This window comes from Solidesulfovibrio aerotolerans (genome assembly GCF_009856865.1).
In the GTDB taxonomy this organism is placed as follows: Bacteria; Desulfobacterota; Desulfovibrionia; order Desulfovibrionales; family Desulfovibrionaceae; genus Solidesulfovibrio; species Solidesulfovibrio aerotolerans.
In genome coordinates this window covers 1-14,722 of the sequence record NZ_WVUD01000061.1, presented here as the reverse complement: position 1 = coordinate 14,722, position 14,722 = coordinate 1, and the positions used below count along the sequence as shown (strand labels likewise).

At 53.2% G+C, this 14,722-nt stretch carries 10 protein-coding genes; 4 read left to right on the top strand and 6 right to left on the bottom strand.

What is annotated here, in order from left to right:
- Window positions 1-380: 380 nt before the first annotated feature.
- From GTA51_RS18890 to hcp, 3 genes are all read right to left on the bottom strand, one after another.
- Window positions 381-923: a hemerythrin domain-containing protein gene (locus GTA51_RS18890; protein ID WP_160963891.1), complete on the bottom strand. Its 543-nt coding sequence runs from the start codon at window positions 921-923 to the stop codon at window positions 381-383.
- Window positions 924-1,451: 528 nt separating this feature from the next.
- Complete coding sequence (locus GTA51_RS18885; RefSeq protein ID WP_160963889.1) at window positions 1,452-3,689, bottom strand: nitric-oxide reductase large subunit; 2,238 nt, start codon at window positions 3,687-3,689, stop codon at window positions 1,452-1,454.
- Window positions 3,690-3,807: 118 nt separating this feature from the next.
- On the bottom strand, window positions 3,808-5,469 hold the full coding sequence (gene hcp, locus GTA51_RS18880; RefSeq protein WP_160963887.1) for a hydroxylamine reductase: 1,662 nt from the start codon (window positions 5,467-5,469) through the stop codon (window positions 3,808-3,810).
- Window positions 5,470-5,812: 343 nt separating this feature from the next.
- Here hcp and GTA51_RS18875 point away from each other — a divergent pair, with 343 nt between their 5' ends.
- From GTA51_RS18875 to GTA51_RS18860, 4 genes are all read left to right on the top strand, one after another.
- Window positions 5,813-6,412, top strand: a complete 600-nt coding sequence (locus GTA51_RS18875; protein ID WP_160963885.1) for a TetR/AcrR family transcriptional regulator — start codon at window positions 5,813-5,815, stop codon at window positions 6,410-6,412.
- Window positions 6,413-6,476: 64 nt separating this feature from the next.
- A complete protein-coding gene (locus GTA51_RS18870) occupies window positions 6,477-7,592 on the top strand; it encodes an efflux RND transporter periplasmic adaptor subunit (RefSeq protein ID WP_160963883.1) in 1,116 nt (371 codons plus the stop codon).
- The gene (locus GTA51_RS18865; protein ID WP_160963881.1) at window positions 7,589-8,722 is read left to right on the top strand and encodes an ABC transporter permease; all 1,134 of its coding nucleotides are present in this window, start codon (window positions 7,589-7,591) and stop codon (window positions 8,720-8,722) included. Before GTA51_RS18870 ends, GTA51_RS18865 begins: the two co-directional genes overlap by 4 nt.
- 3 nt (window positions 8,723-8,725) lie before the next feature.
- A complete protein-coding gene (locus GTA51_RS18860) occupies window positions 8,726-9,451 on the top strand; it encodes an ABC transporter ATP-binding protein (RefSeq protein ID WP_160963879.1) in 726 nt (241 codons plus the stop codon).
- A 550-nt stretch (window positions 9,452-10,001) separates the two neighbouring features.
- Here GTA51_RS18860 and GTA51_RS18855 read toward each other — a convergent pair.
- The 3 genes from GTA51_RS18855 to GTA51_RS18845 all read right to left on the bottom strand — a co-directional run bounded on the left by GTA51_RS18855 (window position 10,002) and on the right by GTA51_RS18845 (window position 13,538).
- Window positions 10,002-10,685 (bottom strand): response regulator, encoded by a 684-nt coding sequence (locus tag GTA51_RS18855; protein ID WP_160963877.1) that lies wholly within the window; start codon window positions 10,683-10,685, stop codon window positions 10,002-10,004.
- Complete coding sequence (locus tag GTA51_RS18850) at window positions 10,682-11,809, bottom strand: sensor histidine kinase (RefSeq protein ID WP_343039539.1); 1,128 nt, start codon at window positions 11,807-11,809, stop codon at window positions 10,682-10,684. Before GTA51_RS18850 ends, GTA51_RS18855 begins: the two co-directional genes overlap by 4 nt.
- A 94-nt stretch (window positions 11,810-11,903) precedes the next feature.
- A complete protein-coding gene (locus GTA51_RS18845; RefSeq protein WP_160963875.1) occupies window positions 11,904-13,538 on the bottom strand; it encodes a glutamate synthase-related protein in 1,635 nt (544 codons plus the stop codon).
- Between the last annotated feature and the right edge of the window lie 1,184 nt (window positions 13,539-14,722).

The following is a 14,722-nucleotide window of genomic DNA, read 5'->3' as shown; positions in this document are numbered from 1 at the left end:
CAGCCTGGACGGGATGAACGAGGTAGCCATCGGGTCAATTAGCTGTAAGGTGAGGTTGCGAAGCCGCACCTGCAGCCAAAGGAGACAATGATGGCCAAGGACTGCATTGCATTAATCGAACTGATGCAAAATGGCTGGCAGCAGCGATTGTCTACGCTCCCTGGCGGAAGCAGTCTTGCAGTTTCTCCTGCCCCCCCCCCACTTCTTCAGTCCGCATTTGTTCAAATGATATTTAATCGTGTCAAACCCTTGTCCTTCTATTCGTAGCTTTCTGTACGTAGATAAGCAAAAGTCGTATTTAGCGCTTAGGAATTAGCGCACAAGATTGCAATGCTACGAGTGGTGCGCTGATTATTTGGGCTTAACATTGTTGTGGATATTTACGCAGGCAGGTATTTTGCAGACAGGTCGTCAAGAAGCCAGTGAAAAGCTTCGTGCTTACCCAGTCCGATGCGGACCTTTTCTAGTAGCTCAAAATCATCATGCATTGCTGTCAATGTGGGCACTCCAAGCAGTCGCTCGGCCATGGGAAACAAAACGTTATTCTCTTTAGCAATGTGCTGGGTCAATAATTCAATATAGTTGAGAGCTGGGGCTACAAAGGCCCGATGGTTCTCGTTGCCCGCCAGAGCGGTTTCCATCTCACGGATATGCCCCCGTCCGAGAGTGTGCTCATGAAGCATGACTCCAATTGGCCCACTGTCCCGTGGCATGCCAGCGGACTCCAAAGCGGGGAAAAGGATGTCCTCCTCTTTGCCGTGATGGCATTTGTCAGCAAATGTTATTAAAAAATCGAGAATTCCCAAGAGTTCATCTGCGGGTACAGCTTCACCCGCTTCAAGACGAGTGCTGAGAACTTGCATGATATCCAACATACGAAGAATGCCTGCGTGCTCCGCTCGGAGATCATCTGTTGCTGTCATACTCACCTCCTGAAGGTTGACATTAAAAATTTATCTTTTAAGTGTTAGGCTCAACCGTAGAAATGTTAAATGCAATCATCCACGAGGAAAGCGCTTGCGGACAGGGGTTATATCCTAGAGTACGGCGCGATAATTTGCTCATTTTGTTAAGTATTGTCGTAGCGAAACGGCTTAGTTGCGTTCTCTGTCCTGGCTAAAATGTGGTAATTTTATAGGGCTTGCGTTCAAAAGAGAAGTGATTTTTCCAACGGCCTGGGGGTTTCATCCAATTCAGCGAAATATCTTTCTTTGAATTTTGTCCACTTGTCAGGTTCGTGGTTGTACTATTTACGTAGGCTGTCACTGGGAGCTACTTCCTTGATCCACAGCCCGTGTAAATCTTTTTTTAAACCACGCGATCATATGCGATCCACTAAAATTCTAATGCCGCCTTCACCCGCTGGTTCGTAGACCCTTTTAATGAGAATGACCACATCATACTCCCGTCGAAGGGGAGAGGCCAGTTTGACCCCTCCCCTCTTTCTGGGTTTAGGACTTTTTAAAATAACTCAGCCATATCCCACGCAACAAGAACAGCAATAGAGAAAAAGCGCCAACAGCAAACACAACATCTGGAAGCGCTCGCATCCATGTCACCGTACGAATAAATTCGCTAGAAGCGATTTCCGGGCTGCGCGCATACCACAAGCCTTCCTTGATGGCGTGGTAAAACTGATAAAATCCTGACGGTATAAGACTAAATACCATCATGGCTGCTAAGCCGCAGTTGAGTCCCCAGAAACTCCATTTCAAGAGCCTGTCTGACCAAGAAGCTTTTGTGATGATATGACGCACGGAAAAGAGCATCAGAGAGATGGCGAGCATGCCGTACACACCAAAAAGAGCACCGTGCGAATGAATCGGTGTGGTATTTATGCCCTGTGCATAATAGAGGACAATTGGCGGGTTTATCAAGAATCCAAATACGCCTGCTCCAACTAGATTCCAAAATGCAACGGCTACAAAGAAATAGATGGGCCACTTATAGGCGAAATCCTTGCCTCCCGCGCCCACAGTCCGAAGGTTGTGCGCGGCTTCGAACCCCAAGAGCGAAAGAGGGACAACCTCCAGAGCAGAAAATACCGCGCCGAGGGCAATGATGATGGTCGGGGATCCACTCCAATACAAGTGGTGGAACGTGCCGATGACTCCGCTGCCGAGATATAAAAATACAATAAAATAAACACTGGTAAGAGCAAACTTTTTGCTTACAGCGCCAATGTGCGAAAGTAAAAAAGCCATGACAACTGTAGCAAAAACTTCAAAAAATCCTTCTACCCAAAGATGAACTACCCACCATCGCCAATATTCTGCATCAGAAAGGTGACTTCCCTTCCCGTAAAGCAGGCCTGCCATATAAAAAAGCGGTATAGATATGGAGCTGTACAAAAGCATATGCGTAAGGCCGCCATTGTCATGCTCGTCACGTATTGCTGGTTGTATTGCTCTCCAGACAAGAATAAGCCAAATTATCATTCCAACAATCAACAACACTTGCCAAAATCGACCAAGTTCGATGAATTCATATCCTTGGTGGCCAAACATAAACCCGTCGCCATTGAAAAATCCAGAGACAGAAAGCCATGTCCCACTAAGTGTTCCTAGCACAACAATTACTAACGCACCAAAAAGTACAAAAACCCAAAAAGCTTGTCTCCGAGGTTCCTTGCCAACAAACGGCCCAAGGAAGAGGCCTGCTGCCAAGAAACATGTGGCGATGAAAAAAATTGCCAATTGGATGTGCCATGTTCTAACTGCTGCATATGGCAAGAACGAAGATATGGGGATGCCGAAGAATGAATTTCCCTCAACGGTGAAGTGGGCTGTTACCGCTCCCAGGCTAAGTTGTAGGGTGAACAGTATGATCGCTGTCAAGAAATATATAAGCGTTGCTTTCTGGCTTGGAGTTGGAGTTGGTTCTGGGAAGTCGAACTTAAGCTTATTCCCCTCATCTCCTTGACCAATGTATCGTTGATAGACGAACAGCGAACCTGCAATGCCGAAAATAAGTAAAATTACGCTGACAATAGACCAAATAAGGAAGTCTGGCAGAGCTACGTTGCCGACCAGGGGGTCGTATGGCCAGTTGGTCGTGTAGGTGTGCTCTGCGTCAAGCCGCTGTGTCCCGGCAGCCCAAGAAAGCCATGAGAAGAAGATTGTTACAAGGCGACCTTCTTCCGCATTCCTGACGATCCCCGGCTGCAAGCCCATTCGATCGTTTCCGTTCTGAAAGAGCTCCGTGTAATAGACGTTTAGAGCTTTAAACGCTTCGGTCTGAAACTTCGTTGATGCCAGTACCCCAGTGCTGGGGTCGTAGCGGTTCTTTTTTATTTCCTGAGTGACTAAAACTTGAATCCGGGCCTGTTCGACGGGGTTTAATTTTTTAAAATCGTCATGGGTGAGTGCACTAGCTTGTGTAGCGTCAAGTCCACTGTGTCTAGCGGCCAGAAATAGACCCATGCGATGTAAAAAATCTGCTGACCAATCAGGTGCTAGATACGCGCCATGTCCCCAGATGGTTCCGATATGCTGTCCACCTCTACTATAAAAATAGTTTTGGCCTCTGATGATGTCTTCGCCCGTGAACAAGACGTTGCCGGAATCATCCAGAACCTTGACGGGAATTGGTGGTTTGCCTTTGTTGATGGCATAACCTCCAAAAATAAGTATGCCGAAAGTCAACGCGAGACAAAATAGGAGAACTGCCTTTACTTTTGGACTCGTCATCCTTTCCTCCCTCGTTTGATCAAAACAATACGCCCAAATAGTTGGGAAGCTCAACAAGATTTGAAGAAACTCACTTCAGTTTAATGGCAAAGGGGGAGCCGAAGCTCCCCCTTTCATTTTACTGGCCTGTCATCATGGCCGCGATGTCGTCCTGTACAGTGCCTATGGGCTTCAGGCCGAACTTCTCGATAACGACCTTAGCCACGTTCGGGGACAAGAAGCCCGGCAACGTGGGGCCGAGTCGGATACCCTTTACGCCGAGGAACAGGAGGGCAAGGAGCACGGCCACGGCTTTCTGTTCGTACCAAGCGATGTCGTAGGACACGGGCAGTTTGTTGATGTCGTCGAGACCGAAGACCTCTTTGAGCTTCAGTGCGATGACGGCCAGGGAATAGGAGTCATTGCACTGGCCGGCGTCCAGCACGCGCGGGATGCCGCCGATATCGCCGAGGTTTAGCTTGTTGTAACGGTACTTGGCGCAGCCCGCCGTGAGTATGATGGTGTCCTCTGGCAGAGCTTCGGCCACTTGAGTGTAGTATTCGCGTGACTTCTGACGGCCGTCGCAACCGGCCATTACCACGAAGCGCTTGACAGCACCGGACTTGACGGCTTCCACAACCTTGTCAGCAAGAGCCATGACCTGGTGGTGGGCAAAACCTCCGACAATGGCTCCCTTTTCTAGCTCCGTGGGCGGCGCACACTTCTTGGCTTGGGCGATTATGGCCGAGAAATCCTTGGCCCCGCCGGTCGGACGGTCCGTGATGTGCGTGGCACCCTCGTAGCCGACTACCCCTGTGGTGTAGAGGCGGTCGAGGTACGTGTTATCCTTCTTGAGCGGTACCAGACAGTTGGTGGTCAGCAGGATAGGGCCGTTGAAGGATTCGAACTCGGGATTTTGGTGCCACCAGGAGCCGCCGTAATTGCCGATCAAGTGTTTGTATTTTTTGAAGGCTGGGTAGTAATTGGCCGGGAGCATTTCGCCGTGAGTGTAGACATCCACGCCCGTACCCTCGGTCTGCTTGAGCAGCTCGTCCATGTCTTTGAGATCATGACCGCTGATAAGGATGCCCGGGTTCGTGCCTACGCCAATATTGACATGGGTGATCTCTGGGTGCCCATAGGTGCTCGTGTTGGCCTCGTCCAGCAGGGCCATGGTCGTCACGGCCACTTCACCTGCTTTCATCACCATGCCGACCATATCGTCCACAGACAGGTCTTTAGTTGTTGATGCCAGAGCCTCAAGCATGAATTCGTCGATTTCCGGTTTACGGAATCCAAGAATGGCGGCGTGTTCGGCATAAGCGGCTACGCCTTTGAGGCCGATGATAAGGAATTCCCGCAAGGAACGTACATCCTCGTTCTCCGATGCTAAAATACCCACGGTCTTCGCTTTTTCGGTGAAAGATGAGGATGGGCCGCTCCAGGTGGCGGCGTCTGGCAGCTGATCGCTGAATTCCTTCCCATGCTTTGCTTTGTAGGCTTCATGAAACTTCGTTTTGAGCGCATCGCGACGCTTCAGACCATCTTCAATCATGCCTTCGAAACGAACATCGTTCCAGTTGGCGTTGGTGATCGTGGCGAACAGACCCTGAAGCACGAAGTCATCGTTCGAGCGGTCAGGCTGTCCCAGGTCCTTGAGTCCTTCACCATACACGGCAATGCCCCGCAATACGAAGATCAAGAGGTCTTGAAGATTGGCAGTCTCCTCGGGTTTTCCACACATGCCCTTGACAGTGCAGCCGGTGTTTTTTGCGGTCTCCTGACATTGAAAGCAGTACATTACGCCTCCTTGAGGTTGATTGTTCTGTGATTCAAGCATGTTCTGGTTTAGTCCCGGCAGGTACGGCGACGCATGGCGTCCGTTTCTCACCTTGTTATCAATAGTCCTCCATTCATCTTAGACAGCATACCTGACATGGGTCAAAAGAAGCAATCGAGGCTTTCCGGGGGCGAGCGAGTGGTCATTTCCCGTGCCTTGCCTAACCATCCTCATATCATTCTGAATGATGAACCCACTGTCGCGTTGAATGTGATCTCGGGGCTAAGGGGTCAATCGAAATCCCGGATTGACAAGCGCTTCAACGCTTGTTAGTTGTTAATAACTAACCAAATGGGGAATGTCTATGGGGACGCGCAAGAAAAGTGCCGACAGAAAGGCCGAAATCGTGGCAGCCATGCTTACACTGGTTGCCGAAATGGGGCCTGGATGTGCGACCACCCAAGCGGTAGCCGATCGGGTAGGCGTTACACAGGCTGGCGTGTTTCGGCACTTTCCGGCGAAGAAAGACCTTTGGATTGCCGTTGCGGACTGGTTGATTAAAGAAGCCCAAGAACGCTGGGCGAAAGCACGCAATTGCGAGAAAAGTCCTCTTGATGGAATAAAGTGCGTCATAGAGGCGCAGCTTGAATTTATTCAGCACACTCCGGCGGTCCACTCTCTGATATTTTCACGCGAACTCCACGCACAAAACGACGAATTGCGTCGATCTTTTTACTCTATGAGCACGGACTTTCATATCATGTTAACCGATTTGGCTAAACAAGCCCAGGTCGATGGCGAGTTGTCAAGTGACTTTGCCCCTCATGAAATTGCCAGCGTACTGTTGACGTTGCCGTCAGGCCTAGCCACACGCTGGTCACTCAGCGGGCGCAGTTTCAACCTCGCGAAAGAAGGTGCACGGCTTTTGGAAGTCATGCTGTATGGCATGAGCAAGGTTCATTGACGCTCAAGGGGTATCGTTCATGTCCAGATACAGAAAGAGAGTGATATTGGCAGTAGCAGGGGGTATGGTCGTTGCCTTCATGCTGATTCACCTGAATTTTCGCCCAATTTCAGTCCGAGTCATGGAGCCGGTCGCACAGGGGGCGCTCCAGGTATTCGGCCTGGGCACTGTGGAAGCGAGAGTACTTTCCAAGGTAGGCTTCAAGGTAAATGGATTACTTCGTGAATTGAAGGTTGACCATGCTGACGAGGTAAAAGCGGGGCAGCTTCTGGCGTTAATGGACAGCGGCGAGCAAGAAAGTCAAGTGGCCAAAGCCTTGGCCAACCATGAAAAGGCTCAAGCTAACCTCAATCTGGCAAAGGCAAGTCTAAAGAAGTCCCGCACCAGCCTTGCCCTGAAGCAACAGCAAAGCCATCGTCGCCAAGCGCTTAAAAGTAAAGATGTTCTGGCTGAGGAAGAGGCCGAAGTTTCATTGGCTGCAGCGCAAACGGCAGAGGCAGAAGTGCTTTTGTCAGAGGCAGAGATGGCTGCTGCTGCGGCAACCGTGAAGGATGCTGAAGCTCAACTCAGCTTATCACGTGTAGTCTTGTCCCAACATCTTCTGGTGGCTCCATACGATGCCGTGATTATTGGTCGCCACAAGGAGGTGGGCACGATAATGCAAGCAGGGGAGCCGGTCTTCACATTGGTGGATCCCTGCTCGGTCTGGGTACGGGCTTTCGTGGACGAGGCCAAGGCCGGTTATATAGAAGTTGGGCAGCCGGTTGAGGTGCGACTCCGCTCCCTTCCTGGAAAAAGATTCCCTGGAAAAGTCGCGCGTATTGACCTGGAGAGCGATCGGGTCGGAGAGGAACGACGTATTTACGTAACCTGGGGAGATTGTCCCCGCGATTTCCATCTCGGCGAACAGGCAGAGGTGGTGATCAATAGTGGCTGGTTAGATAAAGTCGTGCTGGTTCCAGAAGCGCTTGTTTTCGAACGAGATGGTAACAGTGGGCAGATATGGATTTTGGAAAAGGGCCAACTCAATCGGTGCCAGGTGGTTTTCGGGCAAAGCACCCTGGATGGACGTCTTCCGGTGATCCAGGGGGTGCCTGAAGGAGCCCAGGTTCTGTCAGCCTTACCGTCCGGCCTACGCCAAGGAAGGAAGGCCACGGTGCAATCCGGAGGCGGTCTATGAACCTGGCGGTGCGCGATATCCGGCATAACCTCGGTCGGTTCCTACTGACGTGTCTGGGATTAAGCCTGCTGTTAGGTCTCGTGTTGTCTATGATCGGCATCTACCGTGGATTGGTTGAAGAAGCCCTGTCCTTGTCCAGGACACCGGGAGCCGACCTTTGGGTCGTGGAGGCAGGAAAAAGGGGACCTTTTGCGGAGTCGTCGCGGATACCTGGTGACACCCGCGAAGTAATCGCCAGTCTGTCACAGGTGGTGGAAACGGGATCAGTGACGTATCAATCAGTGGAAGCTATGCATAACGGATACAAATTGAGGCTTTACGTGGTTGGATATGAATCTGGAAGGCTAGGAGGACCTGCAAGTATACTTGCTGGCCGCTACATGACCCGTAGCCACTATGAAATGCTGGTCGACTCGAAGAGCGGGCTCATGTTGGGTGAACAGTTGCGTCTTGGTCGCAATGTCTTTACTGTAGTTGGATTGACCCGAAATCAAGTTTCTTCGGGTGGCGATCCTGTGGCCTATATTACGTTACGAGACGCGCAGCGCCTCCAATTTGAATTGGAACCCCCGGTAGCCCGACGGGAGGCCGAACGCGGCACTCCACAGGTCGGCACGGACATCGTCAACGCTGTGGTTGCCAAAGTCGCGCCAGGAACGACCCCGGATCGGGTGGTCGAGGCTGTCGGACGTTGGAAGCACCTCGCCGGATTGAGCCAGTCCGCTCAAGAGAATATTCTGACCAAGTCGGTGGTGGACAAATCTCGACGCCAAATCGGACTTTTTACAGTAATACTTCTTGTTGTTTCGGCAGTTATCATCTCGCTCATACTCTATACTATGACAATGGATAAAGTGAGGGAGATCGCCACGCTCAAACTAATAGGTGCGCCGGACAAGACCATTATCGGACTTATCATTCAGGAAGCCGTCGCCATGGCCGTAATCGGCTTCTCTGTGGGAGCTCTGCTCATCAACTTGACCAGAGATTTCTTTCCTCGGCGAGTGATACTTTTGCCTCAGGACGGATTCGCTTTGGCTGTTGTGGTGCTCGTCTTATGCGTGCTTGCCAGTGGGATGGGGGTGCGTCTTGCACTCAAGATCGAACCTGCCGTGGCTTTGGGAGGATAGGGCATGAATATGTCCACCCCAGGGACCCCTTTGGTAACCATCAGCAATCTTAACAAATCCTTCGGGCAGGGAGACGCGCGAGTCGATGCACTGAAGCAGGTCACGCTGCAAGTGTATGCCGGGCAGGTGGTGGGGTTGCTTGGCCCGAGTGGTTCCGGGAAAAGCACCCTGCTCAACATTATTGGTTGCATCCTGGAGCCAAGCAGCGGGCGCATGGAACTTGATGGGCAAGTGGTCTATGATGGCAAATGGCTACAGAGTGATTTGCGTCGCCTGCGTTTGGACCGAATCGGGTTCATCTTCCAGTTTCACAACCTGCTTCCTTTCCTGAATGCCATTGAAAATGTTGCCGTAGTTTTGGAAATCGCCAACAAAAGTGCTATGTCAGCCCGCCAGCGTGCTCTAGAGTTGCTTAGTTACCTCCAGGTAGAGCATCGTTGCGAAACAATGCCGTCAAGACTTTCTGGAGGCGAAGCACAGCGAGTGGCTATTGCCCGTGCGTTGGCTAACCATCCTCATATCATTCTGGCTGATGAACCCACTGCCGCTTTGGATTCAGAACGTGCTGGTGTCGTGATGGACCTGCTGCGTAAGGTAGCAGCTGAACAGGGAGCTGCGGTATTGGTCGTCACCCATGATGAAAAAATTTTCGACCGGTTTGATCAGATATTTTACCTTCGCGATGGGATGCTGACAGATATAGGTGGTGCGCAAAACAAATCGGAATAGCGAGGCCTTCTCACAAAGCGTCATCATCATGTGCAGGTGACGGTTACTGGTTCGCAAAAGTCACAGGAGTCTGTGAATCTGGACGTGCCACTGCCGCGTTGTCATCTCTGTGGCTGTCTAACCACTGTCTCACCAACTGCGCAACCACTTCTACTAAAGCCCTGTTGGCGGCACGTTGGCTCCACCGCCACTGAAAGCCACAAAACTGTTGGTAGGAGCCAAAATGTTACGTTGGCAACGGTTGGCTGGCTAGCCAAAGTCTAATGATTTCAGCATGTTGCTGGCATGGCATTCAGGCGCGCTAAAGACGAGCAGTGAATGATTGCAGGGCTTTACATGGGCGCTCTTGAATGAATTTTCAAGCGGCAGGGGCGCTTGAATTTATATTCAAGCGTTCCAGGTTCGAAATTAATCATTTTATGTCGCCAGTGAAGAAAAGATGATTTGGCGTTCCATGAACAGGAAGGGTTGTCGGATGCATGGAGCGAAGGGATCATGCCGGTAAGACTCGCACATTATAAGTCCATTTGAAAAATGAACAAATTCTCTTCTACTTCTCGCTGAATGGATCATCCATATCGATGAGGCCCTTGCGCATGGCATAACGAACTAAATCCAATGGGGTTTTCAGATTGAGCTTGAACATTATGTTTGTTCGATGGTTCTCTACTGTCTTCCTGCTGATATGAAGCTTGTCAGCAATGTCAGTGCATGATTGGCCTTCGGCCAACTGGCGAAGCACTTGCTGCTCGCGGCGGGTGAGCTCAGCATAGGAGGATTCACCCTGGCGGTCCTTGCGCGCACGGTATTCAAGAAGGCCCCGGATGACTCGCGGAGAGATGGAACTGTCCAGGAATTGTTCGCCCCGGAGCACGGCCTCTACAGCCTGGATAAGTCGTTCTCCGGCGGATTCCTTGATGATGTAGCCCATTGCGCCGGCCTGGAAACATTCCGCTACCATCTCGATGGCGGAATGCATGCTGAGAACTACAACCGTTGTTTGAGGTGTGGTCTCCGCGAGCTCTCTTATGAGCGAAACACCGCTGCCGTCCGATAGTCCGATATCCACGAGCACCAGCCGGGGGTTCAGTTCCCTGACCAGGCGTCGGGCCTCAGCCAAGCTCCCAGCATCTCCCGCGACCCGCAAGTTAGGGGCTTTTTCGAGCAGCGAACGCACGCCCTGGCGCATGAGCGGGTGGTCGTCTACAATGAGAATGTTCACGGGCGTAGTCATGCGTTTCCCTCTCCGGGAACGGGTATCTCAACCTTAATGCGTGTGCCGCCTCCCGGGCGCGAGCGCAGGCCGAAGGTCCCACCCAGAAGGCGCGCCCGCTCGCGCATGCTCAACAGACCCATTCGGGCGTGTTCCCCATCTTCTGTCGGCCTCGCAGAAGGGTCGAAACCAGTGCCATCGTCCTCCACGCGCAGGATAAGACTAGGATGTGTTGCCACCAGCAGCACGCGCACCCGGGTGGCCCCCGCGTGCCTGCGGATGTTGGTAAGAGCCTCTTGGACGATACGGTATAGGTTAATCTGGGCCTCGAAGTCCATGCCGAGCGCATCAAGGCCCTCGCAAGAGAAGTCCACGTCCAGCCCCTGCTCGTCGCCGAACCTTAAGCACAAGCGCGACGCTGCCGTGGCCAGTCCCAGCTGCTCGAGCTCTGGTGGCATTAGAGCATATGAGAGCCCGCGCACCTCGCTGATGATCCCAGCCGCCATATCCACCAGGCGGCGCACGTGGCTCTCGCCGGTTCCAGGCGGCTGCCCTGGGCGTCCAAGCAACTCCTCGATGCCGATCTTGAGAAGGGAGAGGTCCTGGGCGGTCTTGTCATGCAACTCGCGTGCGATGCGCTGACGCTCGGCCTCGCGCGCCTTGATGAGCTCTCGGGAGAGTCTGCGCAGGCGCTCTCCGGCGCGCCGTGCCCGGATAATCTGCCCCAGAAGCTCGGCCACGGCGTCGATCAGGTGGCGCTCCTCAGCCAGGAACGGCCCTTCGTCGCTGGGCGGGCACTGCTCCAGGTAGCGCACCTCCACGAGCCCGACCTCCTCTCCCTCGACCATTACCAGTGCCGACTGCGCCCACTGGGTCTCCTGGTAGCCCGGAGTGCGGTGCTCGCAGCCCTCAGAGAGAACCCGGGCGCATGCCAGCTCAGGGTACTGCCAGGAGCGGCGAAGCTCCTCGGCCACTCCCTGGGCGAGCTTTAACGCGCTCAGATCCTCCCGTTGAGCCAACCGAGTTATCCCGTAAAGACAGCCAAGCTCCTTCACTCGCTCTTTAAGCGCGTTGCAGGTGCGCTGATGGCTTGTGATAAGCTGGGCCATTTCTTCGCCCGGATGGTCGGCGGGCAGGTCTTCCACTAGTTCGCCTCGTCTGTCCGCGTGTGGCGTGGTGCCCGCGCACGACAATTCGCGCGCGGACCTTTTCTACCAAACAGTCGCTTCCGGCGCCATACTAAGCCAGCAGGATGTTGCGTGCGGTTTCATCCTGGACATCAGTGATAAATGGAATCTTCGTCTCGCGCTCAGTCTCGCGGTTGGCTGAGGCGAGGTCGTCCCGGCTGATGCCGGTCACCCGGAACTTGCGCGCACCGGCCAGGAGCTGTTGCAGGCCAGCCCCCAACTTGTCAGCCAGGGAGCAGATGGCCACCGCGCCGTAGGGAACACTTCGCATGGCCTCAGGGCCGACCTTGGCGCTCACTGCAGCCCAGGCGGCAAAGAGCTCCTCGGGGGTCGAGCCGATATCTTTGACCGTCTTAGGCAAGGAGTCCCAATTGCCGCTCACGGCCTCGCAACGCTCGGGATGGAGGGCTCCCTCAATGTTGGCTCCAAGGAAGCCTGGAATCATAATGGCACGGCCCATGCAAATCAACTTAACGTAGGGAGCGCCCAGGGCCAGGGCTTTGAAGATATGATCCTCTCGCGCGAAGCCACCGGCAAACGACATATCTGTCACCTTGCGGCCTCGGGAGGCCAGCAGGGCAGCGTACTCATAAGCCTTGGCATGCAGGAACACCGAGGGAACCCCCCAGGTCTCCATCATGTTCCAGGGGCTCATACCTGTACCGCCGCCGGAGCCGTCGATGGTCAGTAAATCAAGGTCAGCGTCGCAACTGTAGCGCATGGCCATGGCCAGGGCCTCCATGCCGTAGGACCCCGTCTTGAGCGATATGTTCCGGTAGCCCAAGGCGCGCAGGCTCTCCACGTTCGACATGAAGTTCTCTTGCACGGCGTCCTCGGAGGGAAGATCAGTGTAGCCTAAGCGCGAATGGCGGGCGAAGCCTTTTACAGCTCCTTGGCGGTAGGCGTCCTTCACCGCAGGAAGTTCTGGGTCCGGGTCCACCAGGTAGCCGCGCTTCTTCAAGAACAAGGCATAATCGATGTCCTTGACTTCGATCTCTCCGCCAATATTCTTAGCTCCCTGGCCCCATTTGAGCTCGATGACCACCTTGTCGCCGAATTTGTCGATAACGTACTCGGCCACGCCATTGCGCGCGTCCTCAACATTGAGCTGAACGATGATGGCCCCGTACCCATCGAAGAAACGCATATAGCCGTCAATGCGACGGTCTAGTTCAGGTGCGGCTACCACCTTGCCGTTTTTGAGTTCAGCCTTGCGGTCAACGCCGACCACGTTCTCGCCTACGACGATTGGGATTCCCGCGAGTGCGCACCCGGCCGCGAAGTTGTCCCAGTACTTAGCTGCGATGAATGTGGAGCCGAGCGCTCCGGTCATCAAAGGCAGGCGGGCCTTAAGACCCTTGCCGAAAGCTGTTTCAAGCCCGACCCCCGTGAAGAGGCAATCGTCAGGGTTCGTAGTGCGCCCGGAAGCCACTCCTTTGGCCCCATAGTTGTATCCCTGGATTCGCAACGAATTGTAGCTCACTCCGACATGTGTGGTGTTGCCGCTGCCCGCAGTGACCAGCCCGAAGTCGCGCGGGTAGAGCATGGCCCGCCCCTTAAGACTGGACATCCATGTCTCGCACTTGCCCGCGCAATCGGCCCTGCAAAGAGTGCACAGCCCGGATTCGGCCACGTTGCCGCGGTTCGTGGTCCCTAGAACATCGTTGTTTTTAGAAAGGTTGAGCATTTTCCCTCCTGCGCGGGTTATGATGAAGTGTGCCCCAAACCCGGGACTCGGAAGGATAGACACTGGAAATACAAGCATTTGTCCATGGGTAAACATCCTGGAAATCCGGGATATTCTCCCGATAATCGGGAGGGACACCTCGGGCAAGAATACCGAATTATTCCAAAACAATGCGGGAGTATTTCCCGATATTTTCCTCCTTGGCCCTATGTACAATTGAATGCGGATTAGTATCTGAATGAAAATCGATAACTAAAGAGCGCGCTCCTCCATAAGCGCTGAAAGGAGGCAATATGTCTGTAGATGCTGAATATGCCCAGAAACAATTACTCAAAGAAAGAAAACGCCGCTCTTCAGGCAGAAGCAATCTCTGAGAAGGTGTTCCTTCTCTCAAGCCGTATGGACTCACTGCAAATAGCAATGAATGATATTCGGAATGACTTACGTAGCATAAAGCTACACATTGGCGCATAGCTTTGATCGTACACATCCGACATGGAGTCCAAAACCAGAAGTTGTCGTCCCAGTTGGCTGTCTAACCACTGTCGCACCAACTGCGCAACCACAGTCACCAAATACCTGTTGGCGGCACGTTGGCAGGACCGCCACAGAAAGCCACATTTCCGTTGGCAGACGCCAAAATGTTACGTTGGCAATCGTTGGCTGGCTAGCCAAAGTCTAATGATTTCAAAAGACTGCTGGCATGGCATTCAAGAGGTCGTGGGTTCGATTCCCTCCAGCTCCACCAAGAAGAATGCCAAGGGGTTACCTAGAAATAGGTGACCCCTTTTTCTTTACGGGGCCGCCAACGCCGCCAACACTAGGGTTTGGCGGGTATGTACCAGGGCAGAACCATTTGCCAGCCCACCTGTTAGACCAAGAAACTATTCCCCGGTCGCTTGAATTTTTTTCAAGAGGTCGCCCCCCCCTCCGCCTCTTTCGCTCCTGTCAAAAATATTTCCCACACTTGACGCATAGTTGCACAAGGAAAGAAACCACGGTCGCTTGGGCGGTTTTCAAGCGATCCCCCTCCCATTTTGGACTTTTGGACTTTTAGGGTGTCAAACAGCACCGAAAAGTGACCCCCAATCAGCGTCCAAAATTGACCCCCTCGATGTTGATGTCCGCCCTCCATCTAATCGGGGGGGGGGGGCGCCTCATTGGCTTCTGTGCTTGAGCCTCCA

What these genes read in the sequence shown, in the direction of transcription:
- GTA51_RS18890 (WP_160963891.1), bottom strand. Translation starts at nt 923, where the DNA reads ATGACAGCAACAGATGATCTCCGAGCGGAGCACGCAGGCATTCTTCGT.
- GTA51_RS18885 (WP_160963889.1), bottom strand. Translation starts at nt 3,689, where the DNA reads ATGACGAGTCCAAAAGTAAAGGCAGTTCTCCTATTTTGTCTCGCGTTG.
- hcp (WP_160963887.1), bottom strand. Translation starts at nt 5,469, where the DNA reads ATGTACTGCTTTCAATGTCAGGAGACCGCAAAAAACACCGGCTGCACT.
- GTA51_RS18875 (WP_160963885.1), top strand. Translation starts at nt 5,813, where the DNA reads ATGGGGACGCGCAAGAAAAGTGCCGACAGAAAGGCCGAAATCGTGGCA.
- GTA51_RS18870 (WP_160963883.1), top strand. Translation starts at nt 6,477, where the DNA reads ATGGTCGTTGCCTTCATGCTGATTCACCTGAATTTTCGCCCAATTTCA.
- GTA51_RS18865 (WP_160963881.1), top strand. Translation starts at nt 7,589, where the DNA reads ATGAACCTGGCGGTGCGCGATATCCGGCATAACCTCGGTCGGTTCCTA.
- GTA51_RS18860 (WP_160963879.1), top strand. Translation starts at nt 8,726, where the DNA reads ATGAATATGTCCACCCCAGGGACCCCTTTGGTAACCATCAGCAATCTT.
- GTA51_RS18855 (WP_160963877.1), bottom strand. Translation starts at nt 10,685, where the DNA reads ATGACTACGCCCGTGAACATTCTCATTGTAGACGACCACCCGCTCATG.
- GTA51_RS18845 (WP_160963875.1), bottom strand. Translation starts at nt 13,538, where the DNA reads ATGCTCAACCTTTCTAAAAACAACGATGTTCTAGGGACCACGAACCGC.